Source organism: Actinoplanes sp. NPDC000266, from assembly GCF_042899005.1.
Taxonomy (GTDB): Bacteria; Actinomycetota; Actinomycetes; order Mycobacteriales; family Micromonosporaceae; genus Actinoplanes.
Genome location: NZ_JBIAZI010000004.1, coordinates 791,822 through 810,523, shown reverse-complemented (window position 1 = coordinate 810,523; position 18,702 = coordinate 791,822). Strand labels below are relative to the sequence as shown.

Sequence of the window (18,702 nt, the reverse complement as noted above, 5' to 3'; positions counted from 1 at the left end):
CTCGAGGGCTCAGGCGAGAACTTTCGGCGCGCCGCCTCGTCGACCTAGAGGGCGGCGGCATACGCCCGCCTCTTTGACTGCGCGACGTGGCCGATCGCGCGACCAGCAACCATCAGGAGCACAGCACATGAGGTTCAACCGCACAACGTCCGGGCCGCAGGCCTCGGCCACGCCACCACGCGACCTACCGCGCGAAGCGGTACCGCAGCACGTCGCCGTGGTCATGGACGGCAACGGCCGATGGGCGAAGGATCGCGGCATGCCCCGCAGCAAGGGGCACGCCCAAGGCGAGCACGCGCTCATGGAAGCCATCGACGGCGCGATCGAGCTCGGCATCCCCTACCTGTCGGCGTTCGCCTTCTCCACCGAGAACTGGCGGCGATCACCCGACGAGGTGCGCTTCCTGATGAACCTCAATCGCGACGTCGTCCGCCGCCGTCGCGACGAGTTGATCGACCGTGGGGTGCGCGTCGTGTGGGCGGGACGAGCCGGCCGGCTGTGGCGAAGCGTTCAGGCAGAGCTACGCACGGCCGAGCAAATGTCGCGGCACAACAGAACTCTGACGCTGCAGTTCTGTGTCAACTACGGCGGACAAGCGGAGATCGTTGACGCGGCTTCGGCAATCGCCCGGGAGGTGGCTTCGGGAAAGATCGACGCCGCCCGGATCACCGAGAAGACGTTCCGGCGCTATCTCTATCACCCGGAGGTGCCCGACGTTGATCTCTTCCTGCGCCCATCGGGCGAGCTTCGCACGTCGAATTTCCTGCTGTGGCAGTCGGCATACGCCGAACTGATCTTCATGGACGTCCTCTGGCCGGACTTTGACCGCCATCACCTCCGACAAGCCTGCGAGCTCTACGCCGACCGGGATCGACGCTTCGGTGGTGCACTTCCCAATCCGGCAGCACTCGTGACGAATGCCGGTGCACGCGCATGACCACCCGCTTCCGGGCGCCGGTTGCCCTGCTCTGCGACGAGTCCTGCACCGTGTTGCGTGACGCTGTAGTCGACGTCGACGATGCCGGCCGTATCGACTATGTCGGCGCCGCGGCGCAAGCGCCGACCGCGACCGGCCCCGAGCATCATCTGACGGGGATCCTCATGCCGGGGATGGTCAACACGCACGCGCACAGTGCGATGTCATTGTTACGTGGCATCGGGGGCGACCTGCCTCTCCAACGCTGGCTTCGCGAGGCCATGTTTCCCGCCGAAGCGCGGATGACAGCCGAGGACGTCTTCCGCGGCACCGTGCTGGGAGCCGTCGAGATGCTGCAGCACGGCATAACCACCAGCACCGAGATGTACTTTCACGCCGATGCGCAAGCCCAGGCCGTACTTCGGGCCGGCAGCCGGGCCGTGTTGGCACCGGCAATCATGGACGGCCTGCCGGCCGCAACATGGCAGACGATGGTCGAAGACGTCAATGCGGCCATCGATGCCCAAGGTTTACGCTACGGCGAGCACCTCAGAGTCGAGATGGCCTACGGTCCCCACTCGGCATACCTGCTGCCCGCGGCCGCTCTGGTGGAGATCGGGCAGGAAGCGCGCCGCCGAGGCGCCCTCATCCACCTGCACGTCGCCGAGTCAGCGGCCGAAGACGAGCACATACGTGCCCGGCACGGATCGGTACCCCGTCTCTTGGCCGGACTGGGGCTGACCGACAACCGGCTTCTGCTCGCTCACTCCGTTCACGTGGATGCCGACGACATCAGCATCTATGCGCGACACCGCATCGGGGTAGCGCATTGCCCTACCTCCAACGCCAAGCTCGCCTCTGGTGTGATGCCCCTCGTCGACCTGCTGGAGGCTGGCGTCGCGGTGGGACTGGGCACCGACGGACCGGCGAGCAACGACCTTCTCGACCTCCTCGGTGAGGCGCGCATCGCAGCTCTGTTCGCGCGAAGCCTCCATCGTGACGCCGCCGCCATCACCGCGGCCCAGGCTCTCCTACTGGCCACCAGCGGTGGTGCCGCCGCGCTGGGACGCGATGACATCGGAGTCTTGGAGAGCGGACGGTGGGCGGATCTCATCCACCTCGACGTGGACGTTCCTGCTTTCGCTACCGGCTTGGACGCGCCGGACGGCCAATTGATCGCCAACGTCGTGTGGGCGGGCGGATCACGCGCGGTATCGGATGTGTGGGTCGCCGGCAAGAGGGTGGTCTGCGGCCGCGAGATCGTCCTGGTCGACCGCCAGGAGGCTCAAGCGCGTGTCGCCGAGTCAGCGCGCCGGCTCCGCTGAACACGTCGGCCATAGACCGCCTGAGCCGCTAAGGGCTCTGATCGTTGAGCGCGTCGCGGAGTCCAGCGCGCGAGACGACACCCAGCTTGGGGAAGATCTGATACAGATGCGTGCCCACCGTCCGCGGTGACAAAAACAGCCGCTCCGCGATTTGCTTGTTGGTCAGCCCTGCCGCGGCCAGCAGAGCAATTTCGCGTTGCTGAGGCGTGAGCTTGGTCAAGTCTGCTGTTGGGCGCTTGCTAGGAACCCGGCCGGTGGCGCGTAGCTCGTTGCCGGCCCGGGTCGTCCACGGCCGTGCGTCCAAACGCTGAAACGTGTCCAGGGCGGCGTTGAGGTGCCGACGGGCCTCCACCGTGGCGCGCGCATGGCGTAGACGCTCGCCGTAGAACAGTTGGATCCGGGCGAGTTCGAACGGCCACCGGGTCGCCTCGGGCACAGCCAGTGCCGCGTCGAAGGCGTCGGCGAAGGTGTCGTTCGTGGCGACCATTCCTTCGGCCGCAGCGGTGACCATGGCAAGCCGAGGTGAGATGGCGGGAATGTTCATTCGCCGCAGGGTCGCGACGTGACGTGCGACCTCCGCACTCCGGTTAGCGCGCACTCCCGCCTCGAGGTAGTCCAACAGGCTCCAGAGCACGTAGGGGACGTAGTGCGCGAGCTCCCCTGGGGAGGTGAGTCGGCAAGCGTTCTCCCACGCCTTTTGATAATCCTCCTGCCCCAGCGCGAGCAGCAGCTCGATGCCGTGGGCGTATTGGACGAGTAGATCCACTCCTCGCGGGGCCGCCCACCCCGTCATGCCGTCGATGACCTCACGAGCCGGTCCCGAATTGCCGCGTGCCGCGTCGACCAGCGCCCGCTGGTGCATCATGGTCCATGTCAGCAGGGGATAGCCGTGCGAGCGGCCGACCCGGACCGCCTCTTCGCAGTTCTCGACCACCTCGTCCCACTGTCCTCCGAAGAAGTAGTCCTCACCGACCAGGACTGCGACCTGCAGCTGCGAGGTGACGGCTCCGCCGTCGCGGCCGTGGTCGAGTACCCGCTGCAGTGGTCCGCGACATGCCACCAGCCGGTCGACGTATGCGGAGGCGATGCCGACCCTGGCGACGTGAGCGGGATCCGACTCGTGGCTCAGCTGTGCCAGCATGTCGTCCAGCTCTCCGAGAACCGGCAGCGCCTCGTGCGCGGGGTTGCCGAAGGTCTTCGCAATCACCGTCAGGTAGCGCGGTGGCTCCGGCCGGAACTGGGCCACCATGGCGTTCAAGGCATCCCAGGGTTTTGCTCTGCCGCTGAAGGCGCAGATGGCGATGAGATACCAGAGGGCTTCTTCCAGAGCGGGATCGCCGAAGTCGTGGTTGTTGCGATTCTCGATGGCCCCTAGTAGCACCCGATGTGCGGCATTGACGTCGCCTTCGCCGTTGAGCAGGTACGCCGATGCGGCGACGGCCAACGTCAAAGGAGCTGCGCCTTGCGAGGCTCCGGGTTGCACGGTCGCCAGCAACTCGGGAACGTGGCTGACGTCGCCAGTGATCTCCGCGCCGACATACGCGGCGAGCGCGAGCCGGCGCGTGCGGTCGCGTTCGTGGGGAGTCAGGTCGGCGGACCGCAGCAGCGCCGCGACGGCGCCGACGGCATCGCCGCGACGCTGCACGCGCTCAGCCGCGCGCTCGAGCAGCTCCGCAACCCGCTCGTCGGGCTCGGTGGCGGCTTCGGCGAGGTGCCACGCGTACCGATCGGGCTGATGCTGTAGCTGGGCTGCCAGCTCGGTATGCGCCTGGCGCCGCGCTTGCGGGCCGGCCATGGCAACGACCGCCGACCGGGTGAGAGGGTGACGGAAGTTCACCCGCCGCATGCCCCGGTCGACGCGTATCAGATGCGCCTGCTCAGCTGTTGCCAGCTCGTCCAGTGGTTCACGCATGCCTGATGCCCCCGCAAGTACGGACCAGTCCCCGGTAGCGTCGAGTGCGGCGAGCAGAAGGACACGGCGGGCGCTATCCGGCAGGGCTTTGACGCGGGCAGCGAACAGATTCTGTAGACGATCGGTCATCGGTGTCACCGCGTGCGGGGCGTTGAATGCCGGGTGTTGCTGGTTTTGTGTCGAGGCGGGAAGCTCCAGCAGAGCCAGCGGATTGCCGGCGGCCTGATCGAGCAGCTCCTGACGAGCTCGGGGAGCAAGCCGCGGATAGCGGCTGTCGATCAGCCCGGCGGCCGAGGCGGGATCAAGCGCCGTCACCTCCAGCGTGTCGATTCCGCTGAAGTCGAAATAGCTCGCCTCGCCGGTTCGCGAAGCGCCCAGGAAGCCGATGTGGCTGCCTGCCAGGCGCCGCGCCACGAAGGCGAGAACAGCGGCGCTGACTCGGTCGAGCCACGGCAAGTCGTCGACGATGATGAGCATTGGTGCGTCGCCGCGGCCATGGCTCAGCAGCGACAAGGCTGCCGTGGACACGGCCAGGCGTTCGGGAGGCGGACCGCCATCAAGGCCCAACGCAGTACTCAGAATGCGCTGATGCGCGGGGTTCAACTCGGACAGGCTGGACAGCGCCGGCGTCAGCACCCGCAGCAGGCCCGCGTAGGCTTCCTCCGCCTCGAACTCGATGCCGACGGTCCGGATGACCTGATGGCCCTGAAGCAGGACCTTTTGCTCGGCTGCGTCCAGCAACGCCGTCTTGCCTACACCCGCCTCACCATGGAGCAGCAGCGCGCCGCCATCAGCGGCCAAGCGGGAGATGAACCGTTCCAACACCTTAATTTCGTTGTCGCGGCCCACCAGGGCGGCGGTGCCGGCCGGCTTATCACCTGTGCGCCGGGACCATGTCGCAGCCGGGTCTTCGAACGCACTCACAGCTCGCACGCTACCTTGCTGATCGAGCGCGGCGTTCCCCCTCACGAGCAGACGCAATCTGGCAGACGGGGGAATCCTGAGCTCAACCGGTCTTACCGGCGTGGTCATTCGTCCATATCTCGTCTCACCGCATCGCGCAACGCCGCTCGAGAGGTGACCCCGAGCTTGGGAAATGCCTGATAGAGGTGGGAGCCTACCGTCCGCGGTGACAAGCGCAGCCGCTCACCGATCTGCTTGTTGGTCAGGCCAGACGCGGCCAGCAGGACTATCTCGCGTTGCTGCGGCGTGAGATCGGCGAGTATCGCCAGATCCGTATTGTCATCGGCCAAGCCTGACGCACGCAACTCGGAGCGGGTCCGGTTCTCCCATGGTGTGGCGCCAAGCCGTTGGAAGGTTCCCAGCGCCGCGGTGAGGTTCTGCCGAGCCGCGACGGTCACCTTCGCCCGCCGCAGCCGCTCGCCGTAGTGCAGTTGGATCCGGGCACGATCGAACGCCCATACCTCAGCACCAGGGACGCTCAACGCCTGCTCGAACCACGTCGCGTACTGCCCGTCGGCCGCAGCCATCCCGGCCACGCCAAAAGTGACCAGCGCGAGCCGCGACGACAGCGCGGCCACCTCGGCCTGACGTAGCGCGTCGGCCAGCGCTAGCGCTTCATCGCGGCGGTCGGCACGAACCGCCGCCTCGGCCACATCCAGCAGCATCCAGACAACCGTGGCGTTGTGGCCGGGCAACGTCCCGGCGCGGATGATCGATGTGGCTTGAAGGTACGCCTCCTCCGCCTCGCCACGGCCCAGCGCTGCAAGAATCTTTATTTGAGCGCCCAACGTAGTGAAGATCTGGATACGGCGTGGCGCCGCGAACTGCAGGATCTCATTCGCGAGTTTCTCGGCCAGCTCGTGCCGGCCTTGCGCCGCGGCCACCAGCGCCAATCGATGGCGGAAGGTCAAGGCAAGCAGCCGGTACCCGAACTGCTCGCTGAGGTGCAGCGCGGTCTCGGCCAGATGAACGACCTCATCCCAATCGCCCACCTCGTAGGCGTAGCGACTGAGCAGGTTTGACGCGTGAATCTGCAGGGTGATGTTGTTTCCGTCGCGTCCTTGCTCGAACACGCGCTGCAGAGCAGCCCGGCAACCGAGCAACCGGTCGACGTATCCGCTAGCCATGCTGATCCGGATCACCTCCACCGGATCGGTTGCGGCGGTGAGGCGTGATACGGCCCGATCAAGGCGATCCAGCATTGGCAGGGCCTGGCGAACTGGATCACCGAAGCACGCCTTAAGCAGCGACAGCGACTCGGGCGCCAGATCCGTAAGTCGCGTGAAGGCTTCTTCGAACGGCTCCCACAGCTCTTCACGTCCGGCGAAGAAACAGATCCACACCAAGGTGTACAGACCCTCTACCAGTACCTCGCGCGACATCGACTCGTCGCCGGTGTACCGCTCAACCGCGCCGATGAGTACCCGGTAAGCGCTGTCGACATCGCCCTCACCGCTGAGCAGCATGTGATGGGCGATGGCCACGGCGGTCGCCAACGGAATCGGCTCGGCCGGAGAATCATCGTGTGCGGCATCCAGAAGCCGAGGCACTTCGAGTAGCCGTCCGGTGACGTCTGCACCCAAATACGCGGCGCCAGCAAGGCGCCTCTTGCGATCTGCCGGGCCAGGGCTCAGGGTCGCCGCCCGAGTCAACGCCGTGACCGCGCCGGCAACATCACCGCTCCGCCTTCGTCGATGTGCCATCTGCTCGAGCGCGACGGCTACCTCCTCGTCCGGCTCGGCTGTGGCGCGCGCCAAGTGCCAGACGTGCCGCTCCGGATTCCCGATCAGGTGGCGGGCGAGAATCTCATGCTCCCGGCGGTGCTCTCCGTCGGTAGCCAGCTCCGCCACCGCTGAGCGTGTCAGCGGATGATGGAATACCAGCCTGCCGGTGATGGCGTCGATATCAACAAGCCGAGCGTCCTCGGCCCGGCGCAGGTCCTCGCGGAAGGACTGATCGCCAAACGCGGACCGGAGCAGAACCATATCGCCGCTGCCTTCGAGTGCCGCTATCAGCAGCAGCCGCCGTGTCGAGGGCGCAAGAGCCGCCACTCTAGGCACGAAGGCGGATCGCAGCCGTGGTGTCAGCAGGAAGAAATCCGGCAAAGGATCTATGCCCGACAGCTGGGCGGAGGACAGCGCTGTCGGCAATTCCAGCAAGGCCAACGGATTGCCGGCCGACTCGGCAAGCACTCGTAGGCGTGTCGGGGGCGCGAGCATAGGAAAGTTGCGGGCAAGCAGTTCTGCGGCTGCCTCCGCCGCCAACGGCAGCAATTCATACCTCAGCGTGCCGTCCGCAAGCTGCTGTAGCTGCTCGGCCGAGCCCGCCAGCAGCATGCCCACGCCGCTGCCGTCCAGCGGCAGGTTCCGCAGGACAGACACGCTACTTTGATCGAGCAGCGGGAACTCGTCTATGACGATCAGCAGTGGCCGGCTAGCGGCCGCGTGCCGAACAAGTGCCAGAGTGGCTTCAGCGATGACCGTCACCGGCGTCACTGGGCCGGCTCCGACACCGAACACGACGCTCAGGGCGCCCTGATGGCGCTGGGAGAGATCGGGGAGGAAGGCGGCAAGCGAGTGGATCACCTGGTGCAGACCGGCGAAGTGAACATCGCGCTCCGACGCCACGCCGATCGCCTGCAAAACGCGGAGCCCGACCGCGCTTGCCTCCCGCGCCGCAGTATTGAGCAGGGCGCTCTTCCCTAACCCAGCATCGCCGTAGACGTACAACAAGCCGCCCGATGATCGGGCTTGACGAACAAACTCGGCAATAGCAACGAGCTCCTTTTCCCGGCCAACGAGAGACAGGAACCCGTTGATGCTCATGCTGCCACCCCTCCCCGATTCGGCTCGTCATCACGATTTCTAGATCATCCATGGCCCCAGCCGGTAGGGCAGCCGAGTCTTCAGACCTGACGCTTTCGCAGTGCAAGGGTGTCACCTCAGGCTCGCTCCGACCTCCGTGACACTCAACCAAACCGGGCCAGCTCAGTCCACGACGGGCCGCCGCCCACGCCCTCTTTCGCAGGCTGGCCCCACGGTAGGCCCTCCACCGGAGCAGGCATTACGTCAGATGACGTAGGTACCGCGGAACTTGACGAGGCTCACGTTCGAGCCGGCGTCCGCCAGTTCCGTGAACCTTGGCTGCCTGACTTCGTCGACCTTAGTAGGGAACAAAAGAAAGGGGAAAGGCATGGCTCACCAAGCTGAGGCTTTGCTCGAACAATACATTTCATTCTGGAATGAGCGGGACGAACAGATCCGAAAAGCGACGTTTCCTTCGACCTTCACGCCTGACGCAACCTATCAGGACCCGCGGGTACACCAGGTCAGCGGCTTCGAGGCAATCAACGCTCTGGTCGAGGCGTTCCACTCCGGGTACGACGGTGCGCGGTTCACGCTGACCGGCATCATCGGCGTCCACCCGGAGGCGGTGCTGTTCGGCTGGTCCTTGGCGGCCACCCCGTCGGTGCCGGCCTCCGCCGGCTACGACGTCGCCTACCTCTCCGATGACCGCATCAGCGGACTCGTCGGATTCAACGGAGTGAACTGATGAGTCGCGACACCGCACTCGTTTCGGCCGACTGGGCCGAGCAGAACCTCGACACCCCGGGCATCGTCTTCGTCGAGGTCGACGAGGACACCACCGCCTACGACGGCGGCCACATCCCCGGCGCCATCAAGATCGACTGGAAGAAGGACCTGCAGGACCCGGTCCGCCGCGACTTCGTCGACCAAGAGCAGTTCGGCGCGCTGCTGTCCGAGCGGGGCATCTCCAACGACGACGTCGTGGTTCTGTACGGCGGCAACAACAACTGGTTCGCCGCGTCCGCCTACTGGACTTTCAAGCTCTACGGCCACCGCCAGGTCAAGCTGCTCGACGGCGGCCGCAAGAAGTGGGAGCTCGACGCTCGCCCGTACACCAAGGACGTGCCGGTCCGGGAGAAGACCACCTACACCGCCTCCGCCCCCGACCTGTCGATCCGCGCCTTCCGCGACGAGGTCGTGCAGGCCATCGGCGTGAAGAACCTGGTCGACGTGCGCAGCCCCGACGAGTTCGCCGGCCGCCTGCTCGCGCCGGCCCACCTGCCGCAGGAGCAGTCGCAGCGCGGCGGCCACATCCCGACCGCGATCAGCGTGCCGTGGAGCAAGGCGGCCAACGAGGACGGCACCTTCAAGTCCGACGAGGAGCTCACCAAGATCTACGGTGAGGCCGGCCTCGAGGGCAGCAAGGACACCATCGCCTACTGCCGCATCGGCGAGCGCTCGTCGCACACGTGGTTCGTGCTCAAGGAGCTGCTCGGCCAGCAGAACGTGAAGAACTACGACGGTTCCTGGACCGAGTACGGCTCGCTCATCGGCGTGCCGATCGCCGTCAGCGACTGGTAGGACGGCCGGTCCCAGCCGGCTCGATGCCGCTCTGTCGTCCGGGTTGACGGCCGGCTGTCCGCTCCGTCCATCGAAGTGTCGGGTCGGTAGACCCGGCAGATGCCACTTCGCGGTGACGTGCCGCGCCGCGAGGTAGCGCATTGGCGGCTGGCGAGGTGGTCGACAGCACCTCGCCAGCCGCGGTCCCACCCGTGCGGCCCGTATACGGACCTTGAGCGCCGCAATTTCAAGCACGACCGCATTGATCGTCTACTTCCCCTGCATACCGTACGAGGAAAGGCGCACGGTGGCTTCGGTCATTTGACGTAGATGAGCGTTCATCCTCGTTCCGGTCACCCGCTAGAAACGCTTTTGCCCACTTGTGTCGGTCGTGGATAACGGTCCTTCCGCTAAACCAAGTCATTTGACCGAATCGGCGAATCAGCCACGATGTCTAACCTGGTGAAACCACCTACGAAGGAGGACATGGTGTCCGACCATAATGTGATTCGCAACGTCGTGTTGGTGCACGGCGGATTCGTCGACGGCGCGGGCTGGCAGGCGGTGTACGAACATCTGACCGCCGACGGCTTCAACGTCAGCATCGTGCAGAACCCGACCCTGTCACTGGCCGGCGACGCCGCGGCGACGCGGCAGATCCTGGCACGCCAGGACGGTCCGACCGTGCTGGTCGGGCACTCGTACGGCGGCGCCGTCATCAGTGAGGCCGGCACCCACGACAACGTGGCTGCGCTCGTCTACATCGCCGCGTTCGCCCCGGACAAGGGTGAGTCGGTCAACACCCTGATCGCCGACCCGCCGCCGGGCGCTCCGGTCCCGCCGATCCTGCCGCCGGTCGACGGATTCCTGTTCCTGGACCGCGAGAAGTTCCACGACTCGTTCGCCGGCGATGTGCCTGCCGGGCGTGCCGCCTTCCTCGCAGACTCCCAGGTGCCCTGGGGTGTCGACGCTCTCGCCGGTCCGGTGACCGAACCCGCCTGGCGTGCCAAGCCCAGCTGGTACCTGGTCGCCACCGACGACAAGATGATTCCGCCGCCCGCCCAGCGGGCCATGGCCGAGCGCGCCGGCAGCGTCGTCGCCGAGGTACCCGGCAGCCACGCGATCTACGAATCCCGGCCGGACGCGGTTGCCGCACTCATCACCCGCGCCGCCCACAATCAGTAACTCCGCCACACCACCGCGGCCGCACCTGACTCGAGGTGCGGCCGCGGTGCATTACCGGCGCCGACCGCCATGAATCCGAGTCACGACGGAGCGGTGGAAACTGAGGCGACGGAGCGAACTTTCGAGGCTTCTGCTGCATCTGAACTACATGCATCACGGAACTGAGTCTGCCGAAGCCGAATTCATGTACCAGTACGGGGCCAGCGCACCCGAATCTCTCGGCGTGACACCGGCCAGACTGGCCGGTGGGGTCTTGCTTCATATGCGCAACGACCCGATCTCGTACTGGAGCAAAGCGCTCGGTTTCGGGTCGGAAGTCACGCCTGACCTGATCGACGAGATCCTCACCTTCTACCGCAAGTGCAACGCGACGACGGCGGTCCTGCAGTTCGCGCCGCAACTGTTGCCTTCCTCGTTCACAACGCTGGCGGCCGACAAGGGCCTGTCCGCAGAAGGCTCGTTCGTGAAGCTGGGATGCGAAGTCGGCGAGGTCCAGGCCGCGACCACCGACCTTCGAATCGGCCGCGTCGAACCCCGGGACGCCGCCGAGTGGGGCGAGGTGATCCTGGCAGGGTTCGGCGCCCCCGGAACGGCGCTGTCCGAGATGATCGCTAACAGTGTCAGCAACCCGGCCTTTCACGCCTTCGCCGCGTGGGATGGCGACACCATGGTTGCGGGCGGCAACCTGCTGGTGCACGGTGATACCGCCTCGATCAACACCGGCGCTACGCTGCCGCAATATCGAGGCCGCGGCGCTCAAAGTGCTCTGATCGCGGCGCGAGCACACGCCGCGCGGCAAGCAGGCTGTACGTGGGTGGTCGCTGAGACCGGCCTGCCGACGCCGGGCGAGAAGAACACCTCTCTGGACAATCTGCGCCGCGCCGGCCTGCGCGTGCTCTACGAGCGGCAGAACTGGCGCTGGACCAGCGACCCGGCTGACGCCTGATCCCTGACCAAGCGCATCGTGCGTGCCCCCGTGCAGGATGCGCCTTCGCGGGCGGCGCCCCATTCGTCCCCCGTCTGGGGCGCCGCCCTCCCCGTACGAAAGTGAAACGGCTCGTCGACCGATTGGCGTCTAGTAAGGCCACGTCGGTACGCATTGCTCCAGATAGATATGCGCCAGGAGAACTACTGATGACTTCCACAAGCGACAGCGCGGTCGTCGAATCGGGAACATACGCGTTTCTTGTCGATGACGTGCGTCAGGTCTACCACGTTCACGGTCAAGGGCCAGTGATGATCGCCCATTCCGGCGGCCCGGGAATTGCCTACGGCTATCTGCGCGCACCCGAGCTGGAGAAACATTTCACCATGGTGTATCTGGAACCCGTGGGCTCTGGTGCATCAGGCCGGCTCTCTGACCCCCACGGCTACACCACCAGCACCTACGCTCGATTCGTCGCAGCGGTGGCCGAGCACCTGGGTGTCCGCCGGCCCTTCGTCCTTGGTCATTCCCACGGCGGCTTCGTCGCGCAACGCTACGCCTTGGATTTCCCCGACCGGCTGGCCGGACTCGTCCTGTACGACACGTCACCGACCACCGGACCCGAGTTCGACGAGGACAACGCCGCGAACGTGCAGGCTTATCTTCGCCGCTACCCGGATCAGCCCGAGGCGGCCGAGTTGCCCGCAGCATTTTCCAGGCTCGATGCCGCCACCGACGACGTGGCATACAGCACGGCGCTGCGCGACTCCGTACCGATCTATTTCGCCGATTTTTGGTCACGCCGCTCCGAGTACGCCCCCATGCAGGCGGGCGTCAAGGCCACCCTCGATCCGAGACGGGCACCCGCACAGGAGTTTTTCGACGTGCGTGGCAAGCTCGGAACCATCGATGTGCCGACGGTGATCCTCGTCGGACGCTATGACTTTATCTGCAGCCCGCGTTTCGCCGTCATGTTGCACAACGAAATCAAGGGGTCGCGCCTAGTGGTGTTTGAGCGCAGCGGTCACTTCGCGCACATCGAACAACCCGAGGAGTTCGCCAAAGCGGTATGCGAGGCGATGCTTCCCGGCTAAGAACTAGGTCACCCTCGTCGCTCGGGCGGCGCCGCCATAACCAAGTCATTTGACTGAATACGGCAAACCCTCCTGAACCTAGCCTGGATCTGCAACGGAGCCCACGCCGTTGCCGTTGCGCAGAACCAGGAAGGTTGCAGGCAGCCATGGACGGTGAGCCGACCGACACCGAACTCGTACGAGGCGCCCAGGCCGGAGACGCTGGAGCCCTTGGCCTGCTGCTCATGCGGCACGAGGCGAGCATGCGCGCTGTGGCCTTGACTCTACTGGGCCACGGTCCTGACGCCGAGGACGCCGTGCAGGACGCCATGGTCCAGGCGGTGCCGCGCATCGGTGACGTACGCGACCCGACGGCGGTCGGGCCGTGGCTGCGGGCCATCGTCCGTAACGCCTGCCGCATGAAGGTGCGCGGGACCCGCCCAGCCTTGCTCGACGACGAACAGTGGAAGCTTCTACCGGCTGAGATCGCGGACCCGCAGCAAGTGCTGGAGGATGCTGCGCTGCAGGACTGGGTATGGCATGCCATCGAAGGGTTGTCCGAGCCGGATCGACTAGTGACGGTTCTGCGCTACTTCACGGGCGTCACCGCGTACGAACAGATTGCGGCATTGTGCGGCATCCCGGTCGGTACCGTTCGCAGCCGCCTCAGCCATGCCAGACGCTCGCTCGCCAGTCGGCTCCGGGCAACGGCAGGGGCGGCGCACAGCGACGCCAACGCGGCCGCCACCGCTCGGTGGAGCGACGCGCGAGACGTTCTTTCCGCCGCTATGCGCGGTCAGTTCAAGGAATTCGTCCGAGACCGATGGTTGCCAGACGCGGAGCTCGTCGCAGGAGGCACGGTCCGCGGCGACCGCGATTACGCCGTGCGGGCCATGGACGGTGACTTGTCGGCCGGCGTCCGCCAGCGATTGCGCAGCGTCGTCGGTAGCAATGACGTGCTGCTGTGGGAGGCCGACCTCATCAATCCGTCGTACGACCCACAGCACTGCCCGCCGAGCGTTGTGTGGATGTACGCGTTGCAGCAGGGCCGCGTTCGTCGGCTGACGCTGTTTCACCCGGTGACCACGGCACCTACACCGGTAGCCGCACAGTAAACGCCGCCAGCAACGCGTGATTATGCCAGCCGCCGCTCGGCCTCGAGCGGCGGCTCGCGGCGCCTACGGTCGCGCGGCCTGCCTTTCGCGAGTGCTGCATGCCGGGCAGGCAAGGTCGCCGCACTATCTCCTGGCTTTGCACCCACAGGAACCGGCGCCGACGGAACTCACCGCATTCCGGCAACGACGCCCGCCAGCTCCTGCGCCGGTGCGCGATTGTCGCGAGACCACACGCCGTACCGCCCAAGCGCGGTCCGCCGCGTGGGCGTTCCAGCTGCTCGGCTGTCCAGGGAAGGTTCTTCTCTCGCAAAGGGGTATGAATGGCTGCGATTTCTGGACCTCAGAGGACGCGACCGCTGCCGGACAATGTGCCCTGCGGACCCGCGCGACGGGCCGGAAACAGGACAAGCTGAACCTGCTCGGATTCCAGACGGTGTTTTCTATTCCGGCGATGACATAAAGCGGGCCGATACTTACGACGACGGATGCATTCAAGCCGCGCTGCGGTGACATTCGTCACGCCGGAATCGTCAGCAGCCGGCGCGGCGGCATGTAGAGCAGCCCATTGAAAGGTGAACCAGCGATCGCTTCCACCGTCGTCTAAAACGAGAGGGATTGGCCCCGGAAACCGGTATGCCCATCCGCGTAAACGGCGTCACTTCCCCGTGTAACCACTACAGCCAGGAGAATGTCGTGACAACAACGCAGAAGACATCGACCGAGCGTCGAACCTTGCTGAAGGGCGGTCTCAGCTTGGCTGCGGCCGGCATCGTCACGGCTGCGGCGGCCGGTGCCGGCCCGGCCGCCGCGGAGGCCGCCGATCGGTGCCCGCTCGAACCGGGAGAGCGCTTCATCGATGTGCCCGGCGGCCGGGTCTGGGCCAACGTGGTCGGCTCCGGCCCTGGAGTGCCACTGCTCCTGCTGCACGGTGGCCCAGGCGCCGGACACGATTATCTCGAGCCGCTCGCCGCGCTGGGCAATGACCGTCAGGTGATCTTCTACGACCAGCTCGGCTGCGGGAAGTCCGACAAGCCGAACAACCCTGTCCTATGGACCGTGGAGCGTTTCGTCGCGGAACTCATCGCCGTGCGTAAAGCTCTCGGTCTCAACCAGATCCACCTGTACGGGCATTCGTGGGGTGGTTGGCTGGCGATCGACTACCTGCTGCGTCGTTCTCGCGGCGTTGTCAGCGGGGTACTCGCCAGCACCTCCGGAAGCGCCCAGGAGTTCGTCGCCGGCACACGGCGGCTGCGGGCGCGCCTGCCACGCGACGTGCAGAAGACGCTCGACTACTACGAGGCGCGCAGCGAGTTCACCGCACCGGCATATCTGGCCGCGGTGCAGGTCTTCTACGACAACTTCCTGTTCCGTCAGAAAGAGGTGCCCGATGCGCTGTTGCGCAGCATGGCCAACGTCGACGGCAACCAGGTCTACGCAACGATGAATGGTCCCAACGAGTTCTCCATCACCGGCAGCCTGGCCACCTGGAACAGGACGGCCCGGCTACGAGAGCTGCATCTGCCGATCCTGCTCACCCGAGGACGGTACGACGAGTTCGAGGTGCAATGCACTGACGTTCTCGAGGGCAGGATTCCCCACGCCGAGCGCGTCGAGTTCGCTCGCAGCGCTCACTTCGCCATGCTTGAGGAAGAACGGGCGTACGTGGCGACGGTACGGTCCTACCTGCGCCGGCACGATAGCCGCCACTGATCCCGTCGAACGCACGCCGGGACGGGCTGAGCCGGCGCATAAGCTCCCGGCTCAGCCCGTCCCGATGCACTGATCGACGGTAACTTCCGTCTATCAGGCCGTCGCCTTGGCAGCGTCGACGATCAAGCTGGTCACCAGCTCGGGATGACTCACCATCGCCACGTGCGAAGCCTTGACTTCCACAACCTTGCGAGCGTGCGCACGCCGATACTCGAACCGCTCGAGATCGGCCGGGATGGCCTTGTCCTGCGTGGCGACCAGACCCCAGGAAGGAATGGTTCGCCAGGCCGCGGCCGTGGTCCGGTCGGTGAACGATGAGGCGCTGAACGGCCGCTGCGTTGCAGCCAGGGCTGCGGTGTCCGCAGTCGGCAGGTCTGCCGCAAAGACGGAGCGAAGCTTGTCCGGCTGCAGGTAGAGGTCGGTGCCCGTGGTGCCATCGGCCTGCGGGAACGGCACCTCGTTCAAGGCGGCCTGAATCTCGCTTCCGGGGTACTTCTGGATCAGCTCGCCCAGTGCCTCACCGACGTCCGGCACGAACGCGGCGATGTAGACGAGTGCCTTCACGTCGCTGTCGCCGGCGGCCGCGTTGGTGATGACAGCGCCGCCGTACGAGTGGCCAACCAGCACGATCGGGCCCTTAATGCTGTTGAGCACGCTGCGCAGGTAGGGCACGTCGGTCGGCAGACCACGCAGCGGGTTGGCTGGTGCAACCACCGGGTAGCCCTTGCGCTGCAGGCTCTTCACCACGTCGTTCCAGCTCACCGTTGCGTCGGCGAAGCCTCCGTGCACGAGAACCACGGTAGGCTTCTGGCGCGGCTTGCTCTCGTGGGAGCCGGCCGAGGCTGAGGGGCCAGTGACGCCGAGCAGGCCCGCGGTGACGATAGCGCACGTCGCGAGTGCGGCCGGGCGCAGTAGCCGAGGAATCATCATGTAACTTTCTTTCTTCTTGGGCCGCCGGAAAGCGGCACTCTTTGTGGGAGTTGTGGGTGAACAGGCGAGAGGGATCGCGCCATGTCGGCGAAAGGGAAGGCGACCTCTCACGAATGACGATAGGCATCTCAGCTCGAAAGCGATTGCGTCAGATGACGTAGGTTGCGCCAAAATTGAGCCGAGCTGCCTTGCGCATGAATAAAGCGCTCAACAAGAGCTAATACCGGACAATGCCGTCGACTCGGCGGTGAGGCGGCGAAAATGTGATGCAGATTCAGACGGATTCGTGCCGATGCGATTCGGTGGCGGGGCGGCGGAATAGCGCCAGTCTTCCAACGTCGATCTGCATCGTGCGGACGAGCGCGAAGCCGGCGGCCTCGCACTCCTGCACCAAGTCCAGCAGCGGCCGATCGAAGGGCACGCCCTGTGCGTGGTTGACCAAGCGGAGCAGGGCGTAAGCGCCCTGGTCGACATCCCGAGCAGGCGCGGCGTACAACTGTTGAACAAGAAGTACGCCGCCGGGGCGCAGGTTGCGCAGCATCATGGCGAGGACGGCGGGCCGAACCGGCTCCGGAAAGAGCGGCTGGGCCCAAAAGGCCGCGTCGTAGCGCGCCGGTGCTTCGAAGTTCCGGGCGTCCACTGCCCGTATATCGACGCGATCGGCCACGCCGAGCGTCTGCGCCCGCCTCACAGCAGCGGCGGCGACCTGGGGAACTACCTCCAAGGCGGTCGCTCGCATGTCGTGCAGCAGCGTGGCTGCTGTGAGAACGAAACCGCCGACGCCGCTGCCGACATCGAGCAGCCGCCCGTGGGCAATCGCGTCACGCATCTCCGGAACGGCGTTGAGGACTTTCCCCACGGCAAGGCGCGCGGCGTCACTGGGATTGAACGCTACCGACCTGGCTGACACCAAGCTGTCCGTGCCGTCCGGGGACACCGATCCGGTGCGGACCGCCTCCGATATCTGCCGCGCCGTGAGGACGGCACCTTCGATCTTGGCGTCTAGGCGTACCCCTGTTTTTGGGGAAAGGCCTGCCGCCAGCCCCGGATCGAGGCGGTAGCTGTCGTTCTCGCGGACGACGATGCCGTGTGCCACAAACGCCGTGAGCAGATCGTCAGCCGGGTAGCCGGCGAACTGGGCCACCTCGGTGGCTGATCGGGGGTCGGTCAGAAAGTGGAGATATCCGCGTCGCAGCGCCGCGTGCAGAAGTGCCAAGGCGTGGGCGCCGTTCTGCCAGCTGGCAAGGGACTGGTACACCGATGCCGACCGTGCCTCCTCTACGACCCCGGATGGCGCCGTCCGGCCCTTGTGAGATGGGCGGCGCCATGCCGACGCCTCGGTCATGCGCCGTCCGGCGTGGTGCCCTTGACGAACGACGAGACGACTTCGACGAAAGCCTCCGGCTCCTCGAAGTGGGCGAAGTGGCCGCTGTGCTCCATCACCTCGAGCGTCGAGCCGGGAACAAGCGCGTGGATTTCCGTGGCCCAGCGGGGCCCGCAGATGAAGTCCTCGCGCCCTACGATGACCAGCGTCGGGACGGTGATCGACGGAAGCAGGGTCCGGTCGTCGATGGTCTCGGGCGCCAGGCAGTCGTCCAGGCCGGAGATGTAGGAGCCGCTGACCGCTGACCGGATGGGATCATAACGTGTCTCGTGGGCCCAGTAGTCGGCCAGGTAGGCGGGGAACAGACGACGCGCCACGCTCGTGAACGCCGTGTTGTCTTTGATGGAGGGGATGTCTTGCCACGCGTTCATCACGTCGTCGAGCCGGGGGTCGCCGGCGTGACGCCCGGCGAAGTCGTCCAGGTTCTTGGCGGCCTCGGTGTAGTGGTCGAGGCCGACTGCGACGGCGCTTTCGTAAAGGACGACTCCGGCGAGCCGGGGTCCGCGAGACGCGGCGTAGTACTGGGCCACGAAGGCGCCGTGTGAGTGCCCGAGAAGGTGCACTCGGCCGACGTTGAGATGGTCGAGGATCCCGTCGATTGCCTGCGCATACTGTTCACGGGTGTAGCCGTTAGGGTGCGAGGGCAGCTGCCCCGAGGCTCCGGTGCCGATCGGCTCGATGTACACCGTCGTCATGTTCTGCTCGACGAGCGGCATACGGAGGTACTCCCAATGAAAACCTGGGCCTCCCGGGTGCACCAGGCACACAGGACCGGAGCCGTACACGTGGTAGCGCTGAGGAATTCCGCCGATCGTGACGGTGTGCGTGCCTGGCGACAGAGAGTCTGGGGTTTCGGTGGTCACGGTCTACTCCTTGGGTCGACGGTCCGCTAGCGAG

General features: G+C 65.9%; 14 protein-coding genes. 9 read left to right on the top strand and 5 right to left on the bottom strand.

Annotation, left to right across the window (positions count from 1 at the left end):
• Positions 1-127 precede the first annotated feature (127 nt).
• The gene (locus ACFY36_RS20200; RefSeq protein ID WP_499747501.1) at positions 128-937 is read left to right on the top strand and encodes an isoprenyl transferase; all 810 of its coding nucleotides are present in this window, start codon (positions 128-130) and stop codon (positions 935-937) included.
• Positions 934-2,241 carry an amidohydrolase family protein gene (locus ACFY36_RS20195; RefSeq protein WP_499747500.1) on the top strand — a complete coding sequence of 436 codons (1,308 nt, stop codon included), beginning with the start codon at positions 934-936 and terminating at the stop codon, positions 2,239-2,241. Before ACFY36_RS20200 ends, ACFY36_RS20195 begins: the two co-directional genes overlap by 4 nt.
• Positions 2,242-2,269: 28 nt before the next feature.
• Here the strand turns inward: ACFY36_RS20195 and ACFY36_RS20190 are convergent, their stop codons facing one another.
• Both ACFY36_RS20190 and ACFY36_RS20185 read right to left on the bottom strand, forming a co-directional pair.
• A complete protein-coding gene (locus ACFY36_RS20190; protein ID WP_499747499.1) occupies positions 2,270-5,077 on the bottom strand; it encodes a helix-turn-helix transcriptional regulator in 2,808 nt (935 codons plus the stop codon).
• A gap of 104 nt (positions 5,078-5,181) precedes the next feature.
• Positions 5,182-7,941: a helix-turn-helix transcriptional regulator gene (locus ACFY36_RS20185; RefSeq protein ID WP_499747498.1), complete on the bottom strand. Its 2,760-nt coding sequence runs from the start codon at positions 7,939-7,941 to the stop codon at positions 5,182-5,184.
• A gap of 268 nt (positions 7,942-8,209) precedes the next feature.
• On the opposite strand from ACFY36_RS20185, the gene ACFY36_RS20180 reads away from it, so the two are divergent.
• From ACFY36_RS20180 to ACFY36_RS20150, 7 genes are all read left to right on the top strand, one after another.
• Positions 8,210-8,668, top strand: a complete 459-nt coding sequence (locus ACFY36_RS20180) for a nuclear transport factor 2 family protein (protein WP_499747497.1) — start codon at positions 8,210-8,212, stop codon at positions 8,666-8,668.
• Positions 8,668-9,504, top strand: a complete 837-nt coding sequence (locus tag ACFY36_RS20175; RefSeq protein ID WP_499747496.1) for a sulfurtransferase — start codon at positions 8,668-8,670, stop codon at positions 9,502-9,504. The genes ACFY36_RS20180 and ACFY36_RS20175 overlap by 1 nt, the downstream gene beginning before the upstream one ends.
• Positions 9,505-9,933: 429 nt before the next feature.
• On the top strand, positions 9,934-10,668 hold the full coding sequence (locus tag ACFY36_RS20170; RefSeq protein ID WP_499747495.1) for an alpha/beta fold hydrolase: 735 nt from the start codon (positions 9,934-9,936) through the stop codon (positions 10,666-10,668).
• A gap of 184 nt (positions 10,669-10,852) precedes the next feature.
• A complete protein-coding gene (locus ACFY36_RS20165; RefSeq protein WP_499747494.1) occupies positions 10,853-11,614 on the top strand; it encodes a GNAT family N-acetyltransferase in 762 nt (253 codons plus the stop codon).
• 188 nt (positions 11,615-11,802) lie between these two features.
• The gene (locus ACFY36_RS20160) at positions 11,803-12,687 is read left to right on the top strand and encodes an alpha/beta fold hydrolase (protein ID WP_499747493.1); all 885 of its coding nucleotides are present in this window, start codon (positions 11,803-11,805) and stop codon (positions 12,685-12,687) included.
• 146 nt (positions 12,688-12,833) lie between these two features.
• On the top strand, positions 12,834-13,781 hold the full coding sequence (locus ACFY36_RS20155) for an RNA polymerase sigma factor (protein WP_499747492.1): 948 nt from the start codon (positions 12,834-12,836) through the stop codon (positions 13,779-13,781).
• 693 nt (positions 13,782-14,474) lie between these two features.
• Positions 14,475-15,491 carry a proline iminopeptidase-family hydrolase gene (locus ACFY36_RS20150; RefSeq protein ID WP_499747491.1) on the top strand — a complete coding sequence of 339 codons (1,017 nt, stop codon included), beginning with the start codon at positions 14,475-14,477 and terminating at the stop codon, positions 15,489-15,491.
• Between the two features lie 93 nt (positions 15,492-15,584).
• Here ACFY36_RS20150 and ACFY36_RS20145 read toward each other — a convergent pair whose 3' ends face one another.
• The 3 genes from ACFY36_RS20145 to ACFY36_RS20135 all read right to left on the bottom strand — a co-directional run bounded on the left by ACFY36_RS20145 (position 15,585) and on the right by ACFY36_RS20135 (position 18,668).
• Positions 15,585-16,421: an alpha/beta hydrolase gene (locus ACFY36_RS20145; protein ID WP_499747490.1), complete on the bottom strand. Its 837-nt coding sequence runs from the start codon at positions 16,419-16,421 to the stop codon at positions 15,585-15,587.
• A 274-nt stretch (positions 16,422-16,695) separates the two neighbouring features.
• Positions 16,696-17,679 carry an SAM-dependent methyltransferase gene (locus ACFY36_RS20140; protein WP_499747489.1) on the bottom strand — a complete coding sequence of 328 codons (984 nt, stop codon included), beginning with the start codon at positions 17,677-17,679 and terminating at the stop codon, positions 16,696-16,698.
• Positions 17,680-17,762: 83 nt separating this feature from the next.
• On the bottom strand, positions 17,763-18,668 hold the full coding sequence (locus ACFY36_RS20135; RefSeq protein ID WP_499747488.1) for an alpha/beta fold hydrolase: 906 nt from the start codon (positions 18,666-18,668) through the stop codon (positions 17,763-17,765).
• Positions 18,669-18,702 lie beyond the last annotated feature (34 nt).